This is a genomic window from Citrobacter sp. wls718, from assembly GCF_005280945.1.
Lineage (GTDB): Bacteria > Pseudomonadota > Gammaproteobacteria > Enterobacterales > Enterobacteriaceae > Citrobacter > Citrobacter gillenii.
Genome location: NZ_SZWV01000079.1, coordinates 94,332 through 117,460 on the forward strand (window position 1 = coordinate 94,332; position 23,129 = coordinate 117,460).

The 23,129-nt window shown below is 53.6% G+C and carries 22 protein-coding genes; 12 read left to right on the forward strand and 10 right to left on the reverse strand.

What is annotated here, in order from left to right:
- Window positions 1–9: 9 nt before the first annotated feature.
- A complete protein-coding gene (locus FDW95_RS15990; protein ID WP_137363546.1) occupies window positions 10–2,346 on the reverse strand; it encodes a Tex family protein in 2,337 nt (778 codons plus the stop codon).
- Between the two features lie 96 nt (window positions 2,347–2,442).
- On the reverse strand, window positions 2,443–2,916 hold the full coding sequence (gene greB, locus FDW95_RS15995; protein WP_115257298.1) for a transcription elongation factor GreB: 474 nt from the start codon (window positions 2,914–2,916) through the stop codon (window positions 2,443–2,445).
- 226 nt (window positions 2,917–3,142) lie between these two features.
- Between greB and ompR the strand changes: the two genes are divergently transcribed.
- Window positions 3,143–3,862, forward strand: coding sequence for a two-component system response regulator OmpR (ompR, locus tag FDW95_RS16000; RefSeq protein ID WP_001157751.1), 720 nt, complete (start codon window positions 3,143–3,145; stop codon window positions 3,860–3,862).
- Window positions 3,859–5,211 carry a two-component system sensor histidine kinase EnvZ gene (envZ, locus tag FDW95_RS16005; protein ID WP_096759268.1) on the forward strand — a complete coding sequence of 451 codons (1,353 nt, stop codon included), beginning with the start codon at window positions 3,859–3,861 and terminating at the stop codon, window positions 5,209–5,211. Before ompR ends, envZ begins: the two co-directional genes overlap by 4 nt.
- A gap of 55 nt (window positions 5,212–5,266) precedes the next feature.
- Here envZ and nadS read toward each other — a convergent pair whose 3' ends face one another.
- From nadS to pckA, 3 genes are all read right to left on the reverse strand, one after another.
- Window positions 5,267–5,563 (reverse strand): NadS family protein, encoded by a 297-nt coding sequence (gene nadS, locus FDW95_RS16010; protein ID WP_003837894.1) that lies wholly within the window; start codon window positions 5,561–5,563, stop codon window positions 5,267–5,269.
- A 52-nt stretch (window positions 5,564–5,615) separates the two neighbouring features.
- Window positions 5,616–5,933 carry a type II toxin-antitoxin system RelE/ParE family toxin gene (locus FDW95_RS16015; RefSeq protein WP_115257299.1) on the reverse strand — a complete coding sequence of 106 codons (318 nt, stop codon included), beginning with the start codon at window positions 5,931–5,933 and terminating at the stop codon, window positions 5,616–5,618.
- A 123-nt stretch (window positions 5,934–6,056) separates the two neighbouring features.
- Complete coding sequence (pckA, locus tag FDW95_RS16020; RefSeq protein WP_115257300.1) at window positions 6,057–7,679, reverse strand: phosphoenolpyruvate carboxykinase (ATP); 1,623 nt, start codon at window positions 7,677–7,679, stop codon at window positions 6,057–6,059.
- Between the two features lie 378 nt (window positions 7,680–8,057).
- On the opposite strand from pckA, the gene FDW95_RS16025 reads away from it, so the two are divergent.
- Window positions 8,058–9,776, forward strand: a complete 1,719-nt coding sequence (locus FDW95_RS16025; protein ID WP_115257301.1) for a DUF4153 domain-containing protein — start codon at window positions 8,058–8,060, stop codon at window positions 9,774–9,776.
- A gap of 50 nt (window positions 9,777–9,826) precedes the next feature.
- Here FDW95_RS16025 and hslO read toward each other — a convergent pair whose 3' ends face one another.
- The 4 genes from hslO to igaA are packed head-to-tail and all read right to left on the reverse strand — an operon-like array spanning window position 9,827 to window position 14,006.
- Window positions 9,827–10,705 (reverse strand): Hsp33 family molecular chaperone HslO, encoded by an 879-nt coding sequence (hslO, locus tag FDW95_RS16030; protein ID WP_096759272.1) that lies wholly within the window; start codon window positions 10,703–10,705, stop codon window positions 9,827–9,829.
- Between the two features lie 24 nt (window positions 10,706–10,729).
- On the reverse strand, window positions 10,730–11,131 hold the full coding sequence (gene hslR / locus FDW95_RS16035; protein ID WP_115257302.1) for a ribosome-associated heat shock protein Hsp15: 402 nt from the start codon (window positions 11,129–11,131) through the stop codon (window positions 10,730–10,732).
- Between the two features lie 10 nt (window positions 11,132–11,141).
- Window positions 11,142–11,810 (reverse strand): GMP/IMP nucleotidase, encoded by a 669-nt coding sequence (yrfG, locus tag FDW95_RS16040; RefSeq protein WP_096759274.1) that lies wholly within the window; start codon window positions 11,808–11,810, stop codon window positions 11,142–11,144.
- 60 nt (window positions 11,811–11,870) lie between these two features.
- Window positions 11,871–14,006 (reverse strand): intracellular growth attenuator protein IgaA, encoded by a 2,136-nt coding sequence (igaA, locus tag FDW95_RS16045; RefSeq protein ID WP_137363547.1) that lies wholly within the window; start codon window positions 14,004–14,006, stop codon window positions 11,871–11,873.
- Between the two features lie 323 nt (window positions 14,007–14,329).
- Here igaA and nudE point away from each other — a divergent pair, with 323 nt between their 5' ends.
- Entirely contained in the window at window positions 14,330–14,890 is a 561-nt protein-coding gene (gene nudE / locus FDW95_RS16050; RefSeq protein WP_168246936.1) for an ADP compounds hydrolase NudE, read from the forward strand.
- A 95-nt stretch (window positions 14,891–14,985) separates the two neighbouring features.
- On the opposite strand, the gene mrcA is transcribed toward nudE, so the two are convergent.
- The gene (mrcA, locus tag FDW95_RS16055; RefSeq protein WP_161959014.1) at window positions 14,986–17,538 is read right to left on the reverse strand and encodes a peptidoglycan glycosyltransferase/peptidoglycan DD-transpeptidase MrcA; all 2,553 of its coding nucleotides are present in this window, start codon (window positions 17,536–17,538) and stop codon (window positions 14,986–14,988) included.
- Window positions 17,539–17,658: 120 nt separating this feature from the next.
- Here mrcA and FDW95_RS16060 point away from each other — a divergent pair, with 120 nt between their 5' ends.
- The 8 genes from FDW95_RS16060 to aroB all read left to right on the forward strand — a co-directional run bounded on the left by FDW95_RS16060 (window position 17,659) and on the right by aroB (window position 23,044).
- Complete coding sequence (locus FDW95_RS16060) at window positions 17,659–18,438, forward strand: DNA utilization protein HofM (RefSeq protein WP_115257306.1); 780 nt, start codon at window positions 17,659–17,661, stop codon at window positions 18,436–18,438.
- Window positions 18,438–18,641: a hypothetical protein gene (locus tag FDW95_RS23955; protein ID WP_249359163.1), complete on the forward strand. Its 204-nt coding sequence runs from the start codon at window positions 18,438–18,440 to the stop codon at window positions 18,639–18,641. The genes FDW95_RS16060 and FDW95_RS23955 overlap by 1 nt, the downstream gene beginning before the upstream one ends.
- Before the next feature lie 87 nt (window positions 18,642–18,728).
- Window positions 18,729–18,977 carry a PilN domain-containing protein gene (locus FDW95_RS23960; protein ID WP_249359167.1) on the forward strand — a complete coding sequence of 83 codons (249 nt, stop codon included), beginning with the start codon at window positions 18,729–18,731 and terminating at the stop codon, window positions 18,975–18,977.
- Window positions 18,961–19,431, forward strand: a complete 471-nt coding sequence (locus FDW95_RS16070) for a hypothetical protein (RefSeq protein WP_115257307.1) — start codon at window positions 18,961–18,963, stop codon at window positions 19,429–19,431. The genes FDW95_RS23960 and FDW95_RS16070 overlap by 17 nt, the downstream gene beginning before the upstream one ends.
- A complete protein-coding gene (locus FDW95_RS16075) occupies window positions 19,421–19,825 on the forward strand; it encodes a HofP DNA utilization family protein (RefSeq protein ID WP_115257308.1) in 405 nt (134 codons plus the stop codon). The genes FDW95_RS16070 and FDW95_RS16075 overlap by 11 nt, the downstream gene beginning before the upstream one ends.
- On the forward strand, window positions 19,737–20,975 hold the full coding sequence (gene hofQ / locus FDW95_RS16080; protein ID WP_115257309.1) for a DNA uptake porin HofQ: 1,239 nt from the start codon (window positions 19,737–19,739) through the stop codon (window positions 20,973–20,975). The genes FDW95_RS16075 and hofQ overlap by 89 nt, the downstream gene beginning before the upstream one ends.
- A gap of 403 nt (window positions 20,976–21,378) precedes the next feature.
- Window positions 21,379–21,900, forward strand: coding sequence for a shikimate kinase AroK (aroK, locus tag FDW95_RS16085; protein ID WP_003023552.1), 522 nt, complete (start codon window positions 21,379–21,381; stop codon window positions 21,898–21,900).
- A 55-nt stretch (window positions 21,901–21,955) separates the two neighbouring features.
- Complete coding sequence (aroB, locus tag FDW95_RS16090; protein WP_115257310.1) at window positions 21,956–23,044, forward strand: 3-dehydroquinate synthase; 1,089 nt, start codon at window positions 21,956–21,958, stop codon at window positions 23,042–23,044.
- Window positions 23,045–23,129 lie beyond the last annotated feature (85 nt).

The following is a 23,129-nucleotide window of genomic DNA, read 5'->3' on the forward strand; positions in this document are numbered from 1 at the left end:
CGCGTCACACTAGCGCTTTTTACCCATTGCCGCCGCCAGTGCATCCATCATCGCACTGTTACCGGCTGACTGCGCTTCACGACCACGGGGTTTTGCGGCTTTAGGCGCTGGGCGGTTACCCTGTGTGCGCTCGTTGTTGCCACCGCCGCCGCGACGGGCATTGGTTTCACCCGGCTGTTCGTCCAGACGCATGGTCAGGGCGATACGCTTACGCGGTAGATCAACCTCCAGCACTTTCACCTTCACAATGTCGCCGGCTTTTACCACGGTGTGCGGGTCTTCAACGAATTTGTTCGATAACGAGGAGATATGCACCAGACCGTCCTGATGAACGCCGATATCGACAAACGCACCAAAGTTGGTGACGTTGGTGACTGCGCCTTCCAGAATCATGCCCGGCAGCAGATCGTTCATGGTTTCTACGCCGTCAGCAAACTGTGCGGTTTTGAACTCAGGACGCGGGTCACGACCCGGTTTTTCCAGCTCTTTGATGATGTCGGTTACGGTCGGCACCCCGAAGCGCTCGTCGGTAAAGTCGGCTGCTTTCAGGTTACGCAATTCGGTGCTGTTGCCCATCAGGTCGCGCAGCGACTGCTCGGTGGCGGCCAGAATGCGTTCCACTATCGGATAGGCTTCCGGGTGAACGGTTGAGGCATCCAGCGGGTTATCGCCGTGGTTAATGCGCAGGAAGCCCGCGCACTGCTCAAAGGCTTTAGGCCCCAGACGGCTGACTTTTAGCAACTGTTGACGGTTCTGGAACTGACCGTTCTCATCACGCCAGGCAACAATGTTCTGCGCCATCATGCGGGTTAAACCGGCTACGCGAGTCAACAGCGGAACGGAGGCGGTATTCAGATCAACGCCGACGGCGTTTACGCAGTCCTCGACTACCGCATCCAATTTACGGGCAAGCTGGGTCTGGCTAACGTCGTGCTGGTACTGGCCGACACCGATCGATTTCGGGTCGATTTTCACCAGCTCGGCCAGCGGATCCTGCAGACGGCGGGCAATAGACACCGCACCGCGCAGGGAAACGTCGAGATCCGGGAACTCCAGTGCCGCCAGTTCAGAAGCAGAGTACACCGAGGCCCCGGCTTCGCTGACTATCACTTTTTGCGCGGTCACTTTCGGGAACTGTTTCTGCACGTCGAGGAAGAAGCGTTCGGTCTCACGCGATGCGGTACCGTTGCCAATCGCCACCAGCTCAACGTTGTATTTTTCGCACAGCGCGGCCACCGCAACGGCGGCTTTGGCTGCCTGTCCGGTATGCGGATAAATGGTGTCGGTCGCCACCAGCTTGCCGGTCCCGTCAACAACCGCGACCTTCACGCCGGTACGCAGACCAGGATCGAGACCCATAGTGGCACGCAACCCGGCCGGAGCGGCCATCAGCAGGTCGTGCAGGTTGCGGGCAAAGACGTTAATGGCCTCATCTTCCGCACGTTCGCGCACGGTGCCCATCAGTTCGGTTTCGAGGTGCATCAGCACTTTGATGCGCCATGTCCAGCTGACAACGCCTTTACGCCAGCTGTCCGCCGGCGCGTTGTTCAGGCGCAGACCCAGATGATCGCGGATAATCTGCTCGCCGTGGCTCTCTTTTGGCGGCTCATCGAACTGCGGGTCAGCATTCAGAGAAAGCTGCAGCACGCCTTCGTTACGCCCGCGGAACATCGCCAGTGCTCGGTGAGAAGGAACGGTGGAAATAGGTTCGTGGTGATCGAAGTAGTCGCGGAATTTGGCACCTTCCTCTTCTTTCCCGCTCACTACGATGGAAACCAGATGGGCGTTCTTCCACAGGTAATCACGGACTTTTGCCAGCAGCGCGGCGTCTTCGGCAAAACGCTCCATCAGAATGTAGCGCGCGCCGTCGAGAGCCGCTTTGGTATCCGCCACGCCGTTTTCGGCATTGATGTATTTGGCTGCTTCGGTTTCTGGGTCGTGAGAGGGATCGTTCCACAGCAGGTCGGCCAGCGGCTCAAGACCCGCTTCAATGGCGATTTGCCCACGGGTGCGGCGTTTAGGTTTGTATGGCAGGTAGAGGTCTTCGAGTTCGGTCTTACTTAACGTGCCGTTGATCGCTTTGGCCAGATCGTCGGTCAGTTTGCCTTGCTCGTCGATAGATTTGAGGATCGCCTGACGGCGGTCTTCCAGTTCCCGCAGATATCCCAGACGGGTCTCCAGATTACGCAGCTGCGTGTCATCCAGACCGCCGGTGATTTCCTTACGATAACGTGCGATAAACGGCACGGTGTTCCCTTCATCAAGCAGGCGAACGGCAGCTTCTACCTGTTCAGCACGAGCCTGAATTTCACTTGCGATAATGCGGCAGAAAGAATCATTCATCATGGATAGCTTCGTCTTTAGGATAAAAATCAGGGGATAGTTATACGGATTGACTGGCAAAAATGCCAGCCATCAGCAGGGGCTTCGGATTGTTCCGTCTTATTTAACGTACTCAATCTCATTCACGTACCAGCTTGCTTCTCCGCCAGGGGTGTTCACTACCGCGAGATCGCCGACCTCTTTTTTGAGAAGAGCGCGCGCCATCGGTGAGTCGATAGAGATGTAATCCTTACGGCCAAAGATTTCATCGTAGCCGACAATGCGAAATTTGCGGATGTCGCCGTCATCATTTTCAATCTCAACCCATGCGCCAAAGAACACTTTTCCTTCCTGCTGAGGGGAGTAATCGACAATTTTTAGATTCTCCATGCACTTGGTCAAATAACGGACGCGTCTGTCGATCTCGCGCAGGCGCTTTTTATTATACTGGTAGTCAGCGTTTTCGCTGCGGTCACCCAGACTGGCGGCCCAGGTCACTTTCTTGGTGACTTCCGGGCGCTCTTCACGCCAGGGGTAATTCAGCTCTTGTTTGAGTTTTTCATACCCTTCACGGGTTATCAGGGGCGTTTTCATCTTATTGTTTTACCTTGATTCTGTGATGATGCGCACAATTGGTATTACGTGAGCATATCAACAGAATAAATAATGTATTACGAGAAACATTGTATACTTAAGCTGCTGTTTAATATGCTTTGTAACAATTTAGCCTGGAATTCATACCAGAATTTGCTGGTTACTCAGGTGAGCTTTCTTAAGAATACACACTTACAATTGTTGCGAACCTTTGGGAGTAATAACAATGCAAGAGAACTATAAGATTCTGGTGGTCGATGACGACATGCGCCTGCGCGCGCTACTGGAACGTTATCTGACCGAGCAGGGCTTCCAGGTTCGAAGCGTCGCAAACGCTGAGCAGATGGATCGTCTGCTGACCCGTGAATCCTTCCACCTTATGGTACTGGATTTGATGCTGCCAGGTGAAGATGGTCTGTCGATTTGCCGCCGCCTGCGTAGCCAGAGCAACCCAATGCCGATCATCATGGTGACGGCGAAGGGGGAAGAGGTTGACCGTATCGTTGGGCTGGAAATCGGCGCTGACGACTATATCCCGAAACCGTTTAACCCGCGCGAACTGTTGGCGCGTATTCGTGCCGTACTGCGTCGTCAGGCAAATGAACTGCCGGGCGCGCCGTCTCAGGAAGAAGCGGTTATCGCTTTTGGTAAGTTCAAACTGAACCTCGGCACCCGTGAGATGTTCCGTGAAGATGAACCTATGCCGCTGACCAGCGGTGAATTTGCCGTGCTGAAAGCGTTGGTCAGTCACCCGCGTGAGCCGTTGTCCCGCGATAAGCTGATGAACCTGGCCCGTGGTCGCGAGTACTCCGCGATGGAACGTTCTATTGACGTGCAGATTTCCCGTCTGCGTCGTATGGTGGAAGAAGATCCGGCACATCCACGTTATATTCAGACCGTATGGGGTCTGGGCTACGTCTTTGTCCCGGACGGTTCTAAAGCATGAGGCGAATGCGCTTCTCGCCACGAAGTTCGTTTGCTCGCACGTTATTGCTCATCGTCACCTTGCTGTTCGCCAGCCTGGTGACGACTTATCTGGTGGTGCTGAACTTCGCGATCCTGCCGAGCCTCCAGCAGTTTAATAAGGTCCTGGCTTACGAAGTCCGTATGCTGATGACCGATAAACTGCAGCTGGAGGACGGCACGCAACTGGTCGTGCCTCCCGCATTCCGCCGGGAAATTTACCGTGAGCTGGGGATTTCCCTCTATTCCAACGAAGCCGCTGAAGAAGCGGGGTTGCGTTGGGCGCAGCACTATGAATTCTTAAGTCATCAGATGGCGCAGCAGCTGGGCGGCCCGACGGAAGTTCGCGTTGAGGTCAACAAAAGCTCGCCGGTCGTGTGGCTGAAAACCTGGCTGTCTCCGAATATCTGGGTTCGCGTTCCTCTCACTGAAATTCATCAGGGCGATTTCTCGCCGCTGTTCCGCTATACGCTGGCGATCATGCTGCTGGCAATCGGTGGTGCATGGCTGTTTATTCGTATCCAGAACCGGCCGTTGGTGGATCTGGAACATGCGGCGTTACAGGTGGGTAAAGGCATTATTCCGCCGCCACTGCGCGAATATGGTGCCTCTGAGGTGCGCTCGGTGACCCGAGCCTTCAACCATATGGCGGCGGGCGTGAAGCAGCTGGCCGATGACCGAACGTTGCTGATGGCCGGGGTGAGCCATGATTTACGTACGCCGCTGACGCGTATCCGCCTGGCGACCGAGATGATGGGGGAAGAAGACGGCTACCTTGCGGAGTCCATCAATAAGGACATCGAAGAGTGTAACGCCATTATCGAACAGTTTATCGACTATCTGCGCACCGGGCAGGAGATGCCGATGGAGATGGCGGATCTGAACGCGGTGTTAGGAGAAGTCGTTGCGGCAGAAAGCGGTTATGAACGTGAGATTGATACCGCGCTGCAGCCTGGCCTCATTCAGGTGAAGATGCATCCGCTGTCGATCAAACGCGCGGTCGCCAATATGGTGGTCAATGCTGCCCGCTATGGTAATGGCTGGATTAAGGTTAGCAGTGGCACAGAGCCACATCGCGCCTGGTTCCAGGTCGAGGATGATGGTCCGGGCATCAAGCCGGAGCAGCGTAAGCATCTGTTCCAGCCGTTTGTACGCGGCGACAGTGCCCGCAGTACCAGCGGTACCGGTCTGGGCCTGGCGATCGTGCAGCGCATCATCGATAACCATAACGGCATGCTGGAAATCGGCACCAGCGAACGCGGTGGGCTGTCGATTCGCGCCTGGCTTCCTGTTCCTGTCTCCCGTGTGCCGGGAACAACCAAAGACGCGTAAAAAAGGGAGGCGAAAGCCTCCCTCTGTTTATGGGGTAAACAGTAAAACCTCTGGCTTAAATTGCTTTTAATTGATTAATTATAAATGGGTTTTTTTGAATTAATAAAAGCAGTTTTCTTGGTGCTCCAGTGGGTTGGCGTCGTTTCGTTTCCCAGCTTTTAACCAGGTCATAACTCACACCAACCGCTATGGCAAAATCCTGTTGGCGTAACCCTGTTGCTTCGCGGATGGCTTTAACATCAATTTCGCTAAAAGTATGCACATGTTCAGGTTTAGGTGTTTCTTCACCTTTCTCTATACGTACCATTTCTTCTGCACTGGCCAGCAAATCGGCAAATAATTCGTCTTTCATTTTGGCCTCACCACACCGGATCGCGGTGTCCTGATGATTAAAATTCTCATAATTAAATCAGCATATCGGATAAGTGCATTAAAACTCTTTTTTGCTCTTTGGTTAAATCATCCTGTTCATTCTTAGGATAGAGCAAAGCCAGATAGATTCGACCTTTACGCGTCACGTTGTAATAGATAACCCGAATACCGCTGCGCTTACCCATACCAGAGCGACTCCAGCGAATTTTTCTGAATCCCCCCGTACCAGCGATAGTATCCCCTGCCTCAGGGTTTTCAATAAGCGCCTCTTGAAAGGCACGAAACTCATCGTCAGGTAAAAGTAACGGACGGCGTTTACTAAATCCCTGTAGCTCAATAAATGTGAACATGGCGCTTCCTGCGCATGGGGCTAATAGTACAAATTATAGGTGTACAGAGTACATGTTAAAAGAGTAAATACAATAAAAAGCCCCTTATCCTCTCAGATAAGGGGCTATATAACGAATCAAAAATTACAGCTTCGGACCGGCGCTGACTAACGCGGCACCCGCTGGGGTATCGGTATACTTCTCGAAGTTTTCGATAAACAGTTTCGCCAGCGCATTGGCTTTTTCCTGCCACTGTTCTGGTGACGCGTAGGTATTACGCGGATCGAGAATACGTGTGTCTACGCCCGGCAGTTCGGTTGGGATCGCCAGGTCAAACATCGGCAGACGGAACGTTTCTGCGTCATCCAGAGAACCGTTCAGGATGGCATCGATAATGGCGCGGGTATCTTTAATCGAGATACGTTTGCCAGTACCGTTCCAGCCGGTGTTAACCAGATAGGCCTGTGCGCCAGCAGCCTGCATGCGTTTCACCAGCACTTCTGCGTACTGCGTCGGGTGCAGTGACAGGAAGGCCGCACCGAAACAGGCAGAGAATGTTGGGGTCGGTTCAGTCACGCCGCGCTCGGTTCCAGCCAGTTTGGCGGTGAAGCCAGACAGGAAGTGGTACTGGGTTTGATCTGCGGTCAGGCGGGATACCGGTGGCAGAACGCCAAACGCATCGGCGGTCAGGAAGATAACCTTGGTGGCATGGCCCGCTTTTGACACTGGTTTAACGATATTATCGATGTGATAAATCGGGTAGGAAACGCGGGTATTCTCGGTTTTAGAACCGTCATCGAAGTCGATAGAGCCATCTTCACGTACGGTGACGTTTTCCAGCAGCGCATCGCGGCGAATCGCATTGTAGATTTCTGGTTCTGCATCTTTAGACAGCTTGATGGTCTTCGCGTAGCAGCCGCCCTCGAAGTTGAACACACCGTCGTCGTCCCAGCCGTGCTCATCATCGCCAATCAGGCGACGTTTCGGGTCGGTAGACAGCGTGGTTTTACCGGTACCGGACAGGCCAAAGAACACCGCCACATCACCTTTTTCACCGACGTTTGCCGAGCAGTGCATGGAGGCAATGCCTTTCAGCGGCAGCAGGTAATTCATCACGGAGAACATGCCTTTTTTCATCTCTCCGCCGTACCAGGTCCCGCCAATTAACTGAATACGTTCAGTCAGGTTGAAAGCCACGAAGTTCTCAGAGTTGAGCCCCTGTTCTTTCCACTGCGGGTTGGTGCATTTCGCACCGTTCATCACGATAAAATCAGGTTTGAAATCAAGCAGTTCTTCATCGCTTGGGCGGATAAACATGTTTTTAACGAAATGTGCCTGCCAGGCGACTTCGGTAATAAAGCGCACTGAAAGGCGGGTATCGGCGTTCGCGCCGCAGAATGCATCAACGATAAACAGGCGTTTGCCTGAGAGTTGCTGGGTGACTAATCCTTTCAGGTGCTGCCAGGTTTCCTGGGAAAGCGGTTTGTTGTCGTTCTTACCTTTACCCTTGTCGGACCACCAGAGCGTATCTCGCGTGGTGTCGTCACGGACAATGTACTTATCCTTTGGTGAACGCCCGGTAAAGATACCGGTATCAACAGCAACGGCGCCCAGATTAGTTAACACTCCGCGCTCGTAGCCTTCCAGATTTGGATCAAGCTCTTCCTGGTACAGCAGGTCGTAGCTGGGATTGTAAACGATATCCTGAACGTCATTGATACCATAAGCCTCGAGATCTTGCGGGGTTAAACTGTTGTTCACACGCATTTCACTGCTCCTTAGCCAATATGTATTACCTGGAATAGTAAGGTTTTTTAGGGATTGTTAACCGCGACAAGGCTCATAGATTTACGCATCCGGCAAAATCACAGATAACTGAATACGCTGCGACTCCTGTCGCAAATAGGCGGATATTATGGCAGGAAACCCTTTTTTGTTGTGGAAAATGTTCCTAAAACGTTAATGGAGAGTATATTTGGCGGGGATCTTGTGAGTGTAATCGCATTCATGTAGGAAAATAACGTAACTCAAACATATGAAATATCGATTCACGTCGCGTTGTGAGGGGCTGAAAGACACCGGTAAGTGCCAATAATTGTGATGTTGATGCGATAATGATCTTTTCCCTTCATTCTGGATTACGACATGGACAGTGTTGAGCTTTCACGTACGACCCGCTGGGGCATGATGTTTATTGGTCTGCTGCAAGGCGTAGTGTGTTACCTGCTGATGACTTACCTCATCCCCCATAACAGTAGCTGGCTGTTCTATGGAATGCCTGTAACGATAGCGCTGACGTCGGCGATTCTGCTTTCTGTGGTCTCGTTTAAACAGCGCGCGCTGTGGTGCTGGATGGCGGTGATCTTCTGCGTCGTACTGGCGATGAGCATCTGGTTGAAGGGGCACGTTGCAGGAGGGAACCGGTGGAATGAGAATGAGATTTTCTTTGTCTACGGTTGGCGCCTCTTTCTCATGGCTATGCTGGCGTTACCCTGGATCCAGTACCAACTCCATACGCGTACCGACCAGGCGCGCTATCCGCAGTTTTACAGCCAGATATGGCTGAATGTTCTGACATTGCTGATCGTCTTTGTCGCCAACGGCCTGTTCTGGATGGTCCTCTTGCTGTGGAGCGAGATGTTTAAGCTGGTCGGTATTCCCTTTTTTAACACGCTATTCTTTGAGACCGACTGGTTTGGTTATGTAACGTTTGGCCTTATTACCGCGCTGGCGGTGATTCTGGCACGTACGCAGTCACGCCTGGTGACGGCGGTACAAAAGCTTCTGACGTTGATCGCCACGGGTCTGCTGCCTCTGGTCGCGTTGTTAGCGCTGATGTTTATGCTGACATTACCCTTTACCGGTCTGGAGGCGATTTCGCAACGGGTGTCTGCGGCGGGGCTGATGTCGACGCTGACGTTGCTGCTCCTGCTATTGATGGTCGTTGTGCGCGAGCCGCAAAAACGCGACTTACCCTATCCAGGGGCATTACGTTATCTGATTAACACCTCACTTCTCGTCGCCCCAGTTTATATGTTGATAGCCAGCTGGGCGCTCTGGGTCCGCGTCAATCAGTATGGCTGGACGCCTGAGCGTCTGCATGGTGCGCTGATCATCGCAGTGCTGCTGGTTTGGTCATTCGGCTACATGGCGAGCATTATGCGCCGTGGACACAATCCACTGGAAATTCAGAGCAAAGTCATCCTCGGTGTTTCGTTACTGTCTCTGGGACTGTTGATTCTGCTGACGTCGCCGGTCATTGATGTCTGGCGTATTAGCGTCAACAGCCATATGGCCCGTTATCATAGTGGCCAAATTTCACCGGATCAGGTCAGCCTGTACATGTTGCGTAATAGCGGAAAACCGGGGCGTGCTGCGTTGGAGGCGTTACAAAAAGATGACGCTTTCACTAAGGACAGTAAGCGCAGACGTGATTTAAACGCCATTCTACGCGGGAACCTCGATCCCATGCGGGAACTGACCACAACGCAACTGGCACCGATGGTGATGATTGCGCCGGGTAGCAAAAAACCCGATGACGCATTCTGGCGGTTTGTAAAACAGCAAAGCTACCGTATTAGCTCCTGTGTTGAGCAGGATGCATGCGTGTTAGTGAATCAGGATCTTAACGCAGATGGTCAGCCGGAGCAGGTGCTTTATGCTTTTGGCGAGGGAGAAAGTCTGATCTTTGGCATGAAGGAAAAGCAATGGTCTTTGCTCGGTGCAGCCCAGTTACCTGAAGGATTCACGAAAGCGACGCTTTTGCAGGCGGTGGAAAATCACAGGCTGACTACAGCCCCCAGAATCTGGCGGGATATCACTCTCGATGGGAAACGGTTAGAGATTAACTACTACGCTGAGTAAACGCTGGAACAAGTAGCCCGGCAGAATGGACTGTCTGCCGGGCTATGAACTTAATGCACTTGTGGGTCAGCAGGGGATGCGTTGTTGCGGATCTCAGCAATATCCATCGCGTTAAACAGATAGTGGCTCGCGCAGTAATCGCAATTCATATCGATCTCGCCTTCTTCAGCCAGAATGCTGTCCACTTCTTCGTCCGGCAGGGTTCTTAGCGCATCTGCACAACGCTCACGTGAACAGGTGCATTTGAACACCACGTCCTGCGGATCGTACAGAGTCACCTCTTCTTCGTGATACAAACGCCACAGCACATCATTCGCTGGCAGCGTCAGCAGCTCTTCGGCTTTAATGGTTTCCGTCAGCGTGGCGAGGTGGGTAAAATCATCGGCCTGCGCGTCTTGTGCTGGCATCACCTGCAACAGCATACCGCCTGCTGCTGGCTTGCCATCGACGTCGCCAGTGCGGATAAACAGACGCGTTGGCAGCTGTTCTGAACGCAGGAAGTAATCTTCCAGACAGGCGGCCAGCGTGTCACCTTCCAGACCCACCACGCCCTGATAGCGTTCACCTTCTTCCGGTGTAATGGTGATCACCAGATAGCCGTTACCGACCAGCGTTTTCAGATCTGCATCTTCAGGGATATCGCCCTGAATGCGCGCGACACCGCGCATCTGCTGCTTGTTGTTACCGTTAATCACCGCCAGGCTCAGCGGGCCATCGCCCTGGAGCTGTACGGTGATATCACCGGCAAACTTTAGCGTAGCGGTCAGCAGGCTGGTGGCGACCAGCAGCTCGGCCAGCACGGTTTTAACCGGCTGTGGGTAAGTATGGTTTTCGAGGATCTGTTGCAGGGTTTGTGAAACGGTTACCAGCTCGCCGCGCACGGCAAAGTTTTCAAACAGATAACGATGTAATTGGTCATGTTGCGGCATAATCATCTCTCTTGCGGGTGACAGTCATTCACTGTCGCCGTGTTTAAATCGTAACAGGTCGCGGCGCTCTTTTTTGTCCGGTCGCCTGTCCGGGTGCGGCATGGTCAACGCGTTAAGTTTACGCGCCAGCGCTATTTTTTCGCGCTTTTCCACGCTTTGCGCGGTTTCTTCGTACAGCGTAACGGCTTCCGTTGCCGGGCGACGCTGTTCGGTAATGGCCTTAATAATCACCGTCCGCTCGTCATTTCCCTGGCGCAAGGTGAGGGTGGCATTCAGCTCGACAATCTTGCTCGGCTTACTGCGCTGCCCGTTGTAATGCACCTTACCGCCTTCAACCATTTCGCGAGCTATCGCACGCGTTTTATAAAAACGCGCAGCCCACAGCCATTTATCCAGCCTGACGTCAACAGGGGGCTTCTCTTTCATGGCATCTCCTTCACATCAGTGAGGGGATCAGTCGGCGGTAGTCATTCAGTGACGGATGGCGTGCATACTGTTTTTCCGCAATACCTGAATCGGGATTGGTCACGCCGAGGCAGTAACGAATGCCGAATTGAGCAGCGGCGTCGAGAATGGCTTCGCTGTCGTCAATAAACAGCGTTTTCTCAGCACGCATTCCCGTTTCTTCAGCTACAGCGTGCCATAACCGCTGATCCTCTTTGGGATAACCAAATGTATGGGTGGAAAGTAATAAATCAAGGTGTGAGGCCAGACCGGTATGCTCCAGCTTCACCGCCAGGTTATGTGGATGCGCGTTGGTCAGCAAAATACGGCGCTTGCCGCAGGCCTTTAAGGCATCAAGAAAGGGGACAGTATCTTCGCGCAGCACGGCGCGTGGCCCTTGGGCTGTCGTCATGGCACAAATATCCAGACCCAGGCGTTCGCTCCAGTAATCCAGGCAGTACCAGTTTAGCGTATGTTGCACGGCGTGATATTGCTGGCGAATATAGTTCTGGGCTTCCTCGGGAGAGATCCCCTGCTGCGCGCCATACGTTTCCGGCACCAGTTTTTGCCAGAAATAGTTATCGAACGCCAGATCGAGCAGTGTGCCGTCCATATCCAGCAACACGGTGTCGACGTCCTGCCAGGCGATATCAATATGCATAGGAACTCCCAAAGGAAAACAGATGCGCGACAGGGTAGCATATCCTGTCGCGCGGGCGTGTTATCGAATGAGGCTTTCCGGATCGTCAATCAGCGTGGGATTCAGGCAACTTTCGTAGTATCCCTGAATTTCTGCGATGCGTGAGCGGTGGCGCTGGTAGCGTCTGAACGCCTGAATGCCGTTATAGAGCGCACAACCCAGCATGGAAAACATCAGCAAGGTGGTGCCGAGGTAACGCCACAGGCCTGAACGATCCGGGATACGGTGCAGCCCGATGTGCTGGGTTCCATTGGCATCGGTCGTGACATTGGTGACGATCCCTTCCGCGCGGAATGGTGTCTGCATGAGCATCTGCGCCAGACGCTGGAAGGCGTTCCACTGCTCCTGAGGCGGATAGTCATACAACGATGTGGCAGGCCAGGGCTGATCGACCAGATCGCTGCCTTCGTCACTGATAATCAGGAAGCCGCCAGGCGCAGGGCTGTTCAGTGCCTGAGCGGCGCGGGCGGTCTCACGTGCAATAAACGGCGCAGTGGAGGTATTGACCAGGTTATCCAGCGACTCGGCGCTGACCGGGCGCAGCAACACGTTTACACCATCCAGCTTACCTGCGTTGGCCCGCTTCACCAGCGCGGTCCAGTCTTTACTGTTACCCAGATTGACCAGCGCATTTTTCAGGCGCACACATTCATCTTCGGCGGCGCACAGGTCGGCAGTCTTCAGGACAATCTCACCAAAGTCATCCAGTAATACCATACCGGATTTCTGAATGGCCGATCGTAACGATGCGCTGACACGGGAATCATCATCGGGTTTGGGGTGTAGTTGGCGGCTGACGGCCTGCGTGAGTGCCGTCGCTTTATTCACCAAATCGGACTCGGGCAGCGGCAGCGCGCGTGCATCATTCCAGATAATCTGTGAGCAATCGAAAGGTAGAAAAGGCGTGGTGGGCTGTGCGTTCCAGCTTCCGGATGTGTGAATGTTGCACATTCCCGTACCGCTCAGATGCAGGGTATCGCCGACGCGAACCCCGGCGTTTTCGAGCTGCTTAACGCTGGTGGCCTCGATAGTTTGCGCGCCTTTCATCCAGGACAGCGTGAATTTTATCGGCATATCCAGCGGGATCCAGAACAGCAGCATCAGCAGGACCAGCAACGATCCTCCTGCGATAACAGCGCTGCGTAGCCAGTGCTGCAAGGGGAAGTTTTTCACTTCGTCATGCAAGGATAAAAAACGCCCCTGGCGGACAACATGGCGATCGAGATAAATATCGATATCCGTTTGTTGCCCGAGATCTTGCGCAATGTAGGGCTGCCAGTGAGGCGGATAAATCAGATCGATAATACCCAGTGAGATATTATTAATATGTTCCTGGTCGTTTTCGCCAAACAGCCCCCAACGACGCGGGGTTCCGCGCAGGCAATGGATCTCCCGCAGGGCAGTTTTAGACGGCGGGGCGAACAGTCCCCACAGGCCCGCAGCCAGCAGCAATACGGCACCACCGGCCAGCCACGGTACAAAGCCATCCGGCACGATTAGGCAAAAGAAGAACAACAGGAAAGATGCGGCAATCAGCAACGCCTCGCGGAGTCCTGCCGGGCGGCTCAGCGCATACTCTTCATGTGTTTCCTGGCGAATATTTAGCAGCTCAATTTGCTCGCTTTCTTCACCACGAATAGAGGCCTGCGTCGATGCAGTATGCTGTAGCGCATAGCCACGCGCTTCCTGCATGTACTCTTGCAGCGTATGACCGTTTAACGAGATCACCAGCGGTAGCGTATTTGTGTGGATCAGCTCAACGCTATTTTCGTCATTGATGTATTGTTCCCAGAAGGGAGGCAAATGCACTTCGACGGAATCCAGATAATAACGCCACTTATTGGGATCGTCCGTGGTGATACCGTAGCGCGTAATCGAATGGGTCAGCACGATGACGCTATTACTTTGGGCATTCAGTGTGAGCGATACAGGGGCGGCGCTGGCGCCTGTTGGGCCAGGTATCTGCTGATTTTGACTCAGGTTTTCCAGGTAGTTTTCGACTGCGCTGCGCTCTTCGGGCGTCAGTTTACGCTTATTGGCGTCTGAGAAAACGTTACTCCAGGGCAGTTTTTGCCGCCTGGATTTTGATCTGAGTCGCCACCCTGCAAGTAACGAGCAGGCCAGCAAAGTAGCTAAAAAAATCAGAATGGTGCTCATGCTTTCCCCATCTTACTTAGTCTGTCAGGCGTGGTCAGTCGCACCCTGGAAAATAATCGTGATTCTGTCGTTGGCTATCGGCAAGCGTGGAGTTGAACTTGAGCATCTTTAAAGTACAGCCCAGTAAATGCGAATCATAGCAAAATCACCAAAAACGGCATATCAGCAAATTCCTGGAGTTATTTCAACCTATTGACTTTTAATTTGAAATGGGAATTAACTTTTAGTACGTTACATAAATGTAAATAAACGGCAATTCACATTGCCGAAACCGTGCGGTATATCGCACAATGACCCCAGATTTCACGGCAAAGACTCTCACGATGAGCAAATCATTACAAAAACCCACGATTCTGAAAGTGGAAACCGTCGCACAATCCCGGCTGTTTAAAGTCGAAAGTGTTGACCTTGAGTTCAGCAACGGCGTACGCCGCGTCTACGAACGTATGCGTCCGTCCACGCGCGAAGCGGTAATGATTGTGCCGATTGTTGATGACCATCTGATTCTCATCCGCGAATACGCGGTCGGGACCGAATCTTATGAGCTTGGTTTTTCCAAAGGGTTAATCGATCCCGGTGAAAGCGTGTTTGAAGCGGCGAATCGGGAGCTGAAAGAAGAGGTCGGGTATGGGGCAAATGACCTGACGTTTTTGAAAAAACTCAGCATGGCACCGTCCTATTTCTCCAGCAAGATGAACATCGTCGTGGCCGAGGACCTGTATCCTGAATCGCTGGAAGGTGATGAACCCGAGCCGTTGCCGCAGGTGCGCTGGCCGCTGGCACATTTGATGGATTTGTTAGAAGACCCGGACTTTCACGAAGCGCGTAATGTAAGCGCGCTGTTTCTGGTGCGTGAATGGCTGAAAGGGCAGGGACGACTGTAGCGTATAGCGCCGGAAGGTGACGCCAGAGGCGTCTTATCCGGCCTACCATGTTGCGTTAAGTAGGCCGGATAAGCGAAGCGCCATCCGGCAATAGATCAGAACAGTTCGTGAGCCTCACCATTATCAATAATGGTGGTCCCCACTTCATGTACCGCCTGCTGTGTGGGCTGAGTCCCTTCAATAAAATACTCTTCGCGACTGTTGCCGCCGCTCGCCAGTTGACCGGTGCTGCGATCGATATTGACCGTTACGATACCTGGCGGTGGCGTCAGCGGCTGCTCTGGTACGCCCTCTAACACACTCTTCATATAGGCATCCCACGCTGGCTGGGCACTCTTCGCCCCCCCTTCATAGCCGGAGATCTGATCTTTGATCGCACCCGAGGCCGTAGAGTGTCCAAGGTTACGGCGATGGTCATCAAAACCAATCCATACCGAGGTCACGACCCCTGGGCCGTAGCCGGAGAACCAGGCATCTTTCGAGCTGTTGGTGGTCCCGGTTTTACCGCCGATATCTCGACGCTGTAAATCACGACCTGCACGCCAGCCGGTACCCATCCAGCCTGGCTCACCAAAGATATTGGTGTTCAGCGCGCTTTTAATCAGGAACGCCAGCGGCGTGTTGATCACATGCGGGGCGTATTCCTGGGTCCCGCTTTGCGCGACCAGCGCCTGATTCGCCTGCTCAAGTTGCGGCATTGGCACCGCGGCATTCTGCTGTTCCTGAGAAATGGCAACGTCTTCAACGTTACTGTTTTCCAGCACGTTAGATTTCTGGGTGTCGCCATAAATCACCGGAATATCACACTCCGGACAGGCAATTTTGGGCTTCGCTTCGAAGATAACACCGCCCTGATCGGTTTCAATCTTGCTGATGAAGTACGGATCAACCAGGAAACCACCGTTGGCCATCACCGCGTAGCCGCGGGCAACCTGCAGCGGGGTGAACGAGGCGGAACCCAGCGCCAGCGACTCGGTATGAACAATATTTTGCGCCGGGAAGCCAAAACGTTGCAGATACTCTGCTGCGTAATCTACGCCCATCGCGCGCATGGCGCGGACCATCACCACGTTCTTCGACTGACCCAGCCCCTGACGTAAGCGGATAGGGCCGGCATATTGCGGCGGTGAGTTTTTCGGCTGCCAGTCAGAACCTGCGCCCGCATCCCAGCGGGAAATCGGGACGTCATTCAGCATACTGGCCAGCGTCAGGCCTTTATCCATTGCCGCGGTGTAGAGGAACGGTTTGATATTCGAACCGACCTGACGTAACGCCTGGGTAGCACGGTTAAACTTGCTCTGGTTGAAATCAAAGCCACCAACCAGCGCCATTACCGCGCCGTTTTGCGGATTGATGGAGACCAACGCGGAGTTGACGTCAGGAACCTGTGCCAGCCACCAGGCGTCACCGACCTGGCGGACCCAGATTTGCTGACCCGTCTGGACAACATCGGTCACTTTTCGCGGCGTCGGGCCCTGTTGGGTATCGGAGCGGTAAGGACGCGCCCAGCGCATGCCTTCCATACGCAGCGCCACCGATGTGCCGTCCGCCAGCGTGGCGGTCGCTTCCTGTGGATTTGCGTTGGTGACCACCGCCGGCAGCAGCGGTCCGTAGGTCGGCAGCGCTTTTAGTGAGTCGGTGATTTTCTTGGTGTCCCAGGCGCTTTCGCCCACTTTCCATAGCACGTTTGACGGGCCACGGTAGCCGTGGCGCATGTCGTAATCCATGACGTTATTACGGACCGCCTGCTGAGCCGCCTGTTGGACTTTACGCGTAATGGTGGTGGTGATGCGATACCCGTCTTCATAGGCTTTTTCACCATAACGGCTATACATTTCCTGGCGCACCATTTCAGACAGATACGGCGCAGAGAAGGCAATTTCCGGCGCGTGATAGTTGGCGTCAATAGCTTCGCTGCGTGCCTGATCGTACTGGGCCTGCGTGATGTAGTTTTCGCTCAACATACGCGACAGCACTACGTTACGTCGCGCGGTAGCCCGGTCCATTGAATAGAGCGGGTTGAAGGTTGACGGTGCTTTTGGCAGACCGGCGATGACTGCCATCTCGCTTAAGCTGAGCTGGTCGACCGTCTTACCGAAATAGACTTGTGCTGCGGCACCAACGCCATAGGCGCGATACCCCAGGTAGATCTTATTCAGATAAAGCTCGAGGATCTCATCTTTACTCAGCAGTTGCTCGATGCGGATCGCGAGGAAGACCTCTTTGATCTTACGCATCAGCGTGCGTTCCGGGCTGAGGAAGAAGTTTCTCGCCAACTGTTGGGTGATGGTACTCGCCCCTTGCGACGCGTGCCCGGAGAACAGCGCAACGCTGGCCGCACGGAAGATCCCCACCGGGTCAACGCCGTGGTGCTCATAAAAGCGGCTGTCTTCGGTGGCGATAAAGGCTTTGACCATTTCCGGCGGCATCTGATCCAGCGTGACCGGAATACGACGTTTCTCGCCATATTGCGCGATCAGTTCGCCGTCAGCGCTGTAAACCTGCATCGGGATCTGCAAACGCACATCTTTTAACGTCGCGACGTCAGGTAATTGCGGCTCAATATAGCGATAGAGGCCATAAATCGAGCCTGCTCCCAGCAGGATGCAACATACTGCAAGGATTAATAAATACTTTACGAACTTCACTGGAGATTTCCCATTTAGTGGCATTTGGGCAGTTTATAAACAAACGCGCGGTAGTATAAAGGCAAGCCAGACGCATTGATATACCCGTTAGAGCAACGGGTGATAAGGAGATCATCAGCAATGGCTTTCAATATCTGGCAAATTGGTCTGCATATTCAGCAACATGAAGTGCTGGCTGTGGCCGTCGTTCGCGACGCCTCCGGTTGGTTTCTACAGCGCTGGTGGCGGTTGCCGCTGGCGAACCAGACGATTGTCGACGGGCACATTCGCGCACCTGAACAGCTCAGCAAGGTGTTATTGCCGTGGAGTCGTGAACTTCCTCGCAGACACCACATTCATCTGTCCTTTCCCGCCCACAGGACGTTACAAAAAAAGATCCCCCGCCCAGTCATGACGCTGCGTGAGCCAGAACAAACGGCATGGTTGTCTGGCTCGATGGCGCGTGAGCTGGATATGGACCCAGATGCGCTGCAATTCGATTATAGCGAAGACACCTTAAGTCCGGCCTTTAACGTGACCGCCGCGCAAAGCAAAGAGGTGTCGACCCTCCTGACGCTGATGCAAACGCTGAAAGTACAGATAACCGCCATTACGCCGGATGCCAGCGCGTTACAGCGCTTTATACCGTACTTATCGGCGCATCAGCAGTGTCTGGCCTGGCGCGATGACGCGCAGTGGTTGTGGGCGACTCGTTATGCGTGGGGGCGTAAACCGGTGGGCGACAGTCACGCTATCGACGATCTTGCTGCAACATTATCGCTTTCCCCGGAAGAGATTGCGTTGTGCGGGCCAGGCCGTTTTGACCCCTTAAGCGTGGTGTCTGTTCGTCAGCCGCCCATTCCGCCTGAAAGTCATATCTTTACTATTGCGCTTGGGCTGGCAATGGGGGGAACAGACTGATGATAGCGACCATCAACCTTCTCCCCTGGCGTCAGTCACAGCGGCGCGCCTGCCTGCGGTTTTGGGCTGTTTTATTTAGCGGATCGCTGCTGTTGATCGTTGGCTGTGCACTGAGCTATTACGCTATCGTCATCGAAGACAACCGGGCAAAAACGGTGAAGATAGCTGCGGAGAAAATGCGGGGCGAGACGCTTGTGGCCTAAAAACCGCATTTACTCCTGCGCCAGCAACAATGGCAACAGCGACAGCTGCGTAAAACGCAGCGAGATCAGACGCGAAGCTGGCAACCGATGCTCGAAGGACTGGCAAATTTACTGCCCGAACAGGTGTGGCTGACAACCCTGACCTGGCAACATGAAGTGCTGGAACTGAGCGGAATGGCGCAGAACTTTAGCGCCCTCAATACGCTGGAAACGCAATTACGCAAACAGTCCTTTTTTCGCTTAGGCGACCCCGGCGAAACTCAGAAGGATGCGTTGGGACGTTGGCAATTTCACTATCGTCTGACGCGGAGCGTAATGCATGAACGTACTCTGTGATCGTTGGCTGGCCTTGTCGCCGCGTTGTCGAATCGTCTGCTGGGGCGGCTGGAGTGTCACCATGGCGCTGATGGTCATGTTGTGCCTGCTTTATCCGCTACGGCAAGAATGGAACGTACAACGGGAGGAACTGCGGCAGCAACATGCGGCGAACCAGGCGCAATGGCGGAATCTGTACCAACTGGTTACACCGGCTGACCCCACACTTTGGGCTAATGACGAGAATACGATGCCTTTTTCCGCTCTGGATTTTCAGACTCCGCTTTCACGCCTGACTCACTGGCAGCCTTCTGCACAGGGCGGGGAGATGACGCTGAAGCCCGCCTGGGATGCTGTTCCAGCATTGTTTGTCCGGCTGGCGGAACGGGGGATGCAGGTCAACGGTTTTTCTCTTCACCTGGAGAATGCCGAGCTGATGCTTACACTGCAGCTGGAGCGCCTGAATGACGGTTAAGCGTGGACTGTTGGTAGGGATTAGCCTGCTGATACTGACCGGGATGCGCGATCCTTTCCTGCCGCCGGAGGATCGTTGCCATACCACTGAGCTGTCGACGTGGCGTTATCAAGGTGCGGTAAGCCGGGGAGCGCGCCTGATTGGCCTGGTTCAGGATGGTAAAAATACATGGCGGCGGATCGAACTGCATGAGGCGCTGAAGGGGGGATGGACGGTTTCTCATATCTCGGCACAAAGCATAACTATTGAGATGGGTAAAGACTGTGAGCCGTCACGCTGGCAGTGGCAACGACAAGGAGAAGGGCATGAAGCGATGGATAGCCGTGGTGCTGATGGTCGTCATCCCCAGCGTGCTGGCGGGAAAAGCGCCAAACGTGACGCTGGTGGTGGATGATGTTCCCGTGGTTCAGGTATTACAGGCGATGGCTGAGCAGGAAGGAAAAAATCTGGTGATTTCGCCCGATGTCAGCGGCGTGATGTCGTTGCATCTGACGGATGTCCCGTGGAAGCAGGCATTCCAGACGGTGGTGAAAAGCGCCGGACTGGTGTTGCGCCAGGAGGGGAGCATCCTGCATGTGCATTCGGTAGGCTGGCAGAATGAAAATGTGGCACGCCTGGAGAGCGAGCAGGCGCGGCGGCAGGCCAGTCTCCCGCTGGAACATCGCAGCATTGTTTTGCAGTACGCTGACGCCGCCGATCTGGCAAAAGCGGGTGAGAAACTGCTGAGCGCCAAAGGCAGTATGACGGTAGATAAACGCACGAACCGACTGCTGCTTCGTGATAACAAACCTGCGCTGATGGCGCTGGAAACGTGGGTGGCACAGATGGACTTGCCGGTTGAACAGGTCGAACTGGCGGCACACATTGTGACGATTAACGAAAAAAGCCTACACGAGTTGGGCGTGAAATGGTCGCTCGCCGATGCCACGCAAGCGGGGACGGTGGGCGGCGTCACTACAATGACCAGCGATCTCTCTGTGCCCGCAGCGACGTCGCGTGTGGGGTTTAACATTGGTCGTATCAATGGTCGTCTACTGGAACTGGAGCTGTCTGCACTGGAGCAAAAACAGCAGCTTGATATCATCGCCAGCCCACGATTACTGGCTTCTCACCTGCAACCTGCCAGTATTAAGCAGGGCAGCGAGATCCCTTATCAGGTCTCCAGCGGGGAAAGCGGAGCCACGTCCGTTGAGTTCAAAGAAGCCGTACTGGGAATGGAGGTGACGCCAACCGTGCTGCAAAAAGGGCGAATTAGACTAAAGTTGCATATCAGCCAGAATGTCCCCGGGCAGGTGTTACAGCAGGCGGATGGCGAAGTACTGGCTATCGATAAGCAGGAAATTGAAACGCAGGTCGAGGTAAAAAGCGGAGAGACAATCGCGCTGGGTGGGATTTTTTCGCATAAAAATAAATCTGCGGCGGACAGCGTGCCGTTGTTAGGCGATATCCCCTGGCTTGGATATTTATTTCGCCATGACGGTAAAGAGGATGAGCGGCGCGAGTTGGTGGTTTTTATCACGCCCAGACTGGTCTCGAGCGATTAATTTATGCATGAAAAGCCGTTGTTTTTGCACTGGACATGTTTCAGAAATTTGACGTGCGGGTGTATTTAGCATACAAGGAGTACCGATTTGAGCGTCGGTCGTTTTCTTTACTTGTGCACCGGTAATACGCTTTGCCTTTCTGGTGGTGTGTCATGGGTTGATTTGGCGTCATTTGGCCGTGCGATTCGTTGCCAGGCCTGATGTTTGCAGGGCAATACGCCTGCCACGACCAGAAATGCGAAAGGTTTGGTGATTTATTCAGTTGCCAAACCCGCTTGAGTATTGAGATAATTTTCAGTCTGACTCTCGCAATATCTTATGAGGTTTCAGTTCATGTCCTGCTGCGCTGAGTGTCTGCGAAGCGGGTTTACCATTAACGAATAGTCTTAGTAGTACCGAAAAAATGGCAGAGAAACGCAATATCTTTCTGGTTGGGCCTATGGGTGCCGGAAAAAGCACTATTGGGCGCCAGTTAGCTCAACAACTCAATATGGAATTTTACGATTCTGATCAAGAGATTGAGAAACGAACCGGAGCTGATGTGGGCTGGGTCTTCGATGTAGAAGGTGAAGACGGCTTCCGCGATCGCGAAGAAAAAGTCATCAACGAGTTGACGGAAAAACAGGGTATTGTGCTGGCAACTGGCGGTGGCTCTGTTAAATCACGTGAAACACGTAACCGTCTTTCCGCGCGTGGCGTCGTGGTCTATCTTGAAACGACAATTGAAAAACAACTTGCGCGAACTCAACGCGACAAGAAACGCCCACTGCTGCAGGTAGAATCACCGCCTCGCGAAGTTCTGGAAGCGTTGGCTGACGAACGCAATCCTCTGTATGAAGAGATTGCTGACGTGACCATTCGCACCGATGATCAGAGCGCTAAAGTCGTGGCAAACCAGATTATTCATATGTTGGAAAGCAACTGATTCTGGCTTAATACACTCGTCTGCGGGTACAAGTAACTAAGGTGGATGTCGCGTCATGGAGAGGATTACAGTCACTCTCGGGGAACGTAGTTACCCTATCACCATCGCGGCTGGTTTGTTTAATGAGCCGGCTTCATTCTTACCGCTGAAATCGGGCGATCAGGTTATGTTGGTGACCAACGAAACCCTGGCTCCCCTTTATCTCGATAAGATTCGCGGCGTACTTGAACAGGCGGGTGTTAATGTTGATAGCGTCATCCTTCCCGACGGCGAGCAGTATAAAAGCCTGACGGTGCTGGATACGGTATTCACAGCATTACTGCAAAAACCGCACGGTCGCGATACCACGCTGGTTGCTCTTGGCGGCGGCGTGATTGGCGATCTTACCGGTTTTGCAGCCGCCAGCTATCAGCGCGGCGTACGTTTTATTCAAGTTCCGACAACGCTGTTGTCGCAGGTTGATTCCTCCGTTGGCGGCAAAACCGCCGTAAACCATCCCCTCGGCAAGAACATGATTGGTGCTTTTTACCAACCCGCTTCCGTGGTGGTGGATCTCGACTGTCTGAAAACGCTTCCTGCGCGTGAACTGGCGTCGGGTCTGGCGGAAGTGATCAAATACGGCATCATCCTTGACGGTGAATTTTTCAGCTGGCTGGAAGACAATCTGGACGCATTACTGCATCTGGACGGTCCGGCAATGGCGTACTGTATCCGCCGTTGTTGTGAGCTGAAGGCAGAAGTTGTCGCAGCAGACGAGCGCGAAATGGGCTTACGTGCTTTACTGAATCTGGGACATACGTTTGGCCATGCAATCGAAGCTGAAATGGGTTATGGCAATTGGTTACATGGTGAAGCGGTGGCCGCAGGTATGGTAATGGCTGCTCGTACGTCAGAACGTCTTGGTCAGTTTTGCTCCGCGGACACGCAGCGCATCATTACGCTGCTGAAGCGGGCAGGCTTACCGGTTGATGGACCACGTGAGATGTCCACTCAGGCCTATTTACCGCACATGCTGCGAGATAAAAAAGTGTTGGCGGGGGAGATGCGTTTAGTTCTTCCGTTGGCAATAGGGAAGAGTGAAGTGCGCGGCGGAGTGTCGCACGAGGTGGTTCTTAACGCTATTGCTGATTGCCAGCAGGCGTAACAACAAGAAAGGTCCGGCTTGCGTTGTAAGGCGTAAGTCTTTTAGCTTCAGGTTATGTGCAACGTCGTAAGCATTAACCTTTGAG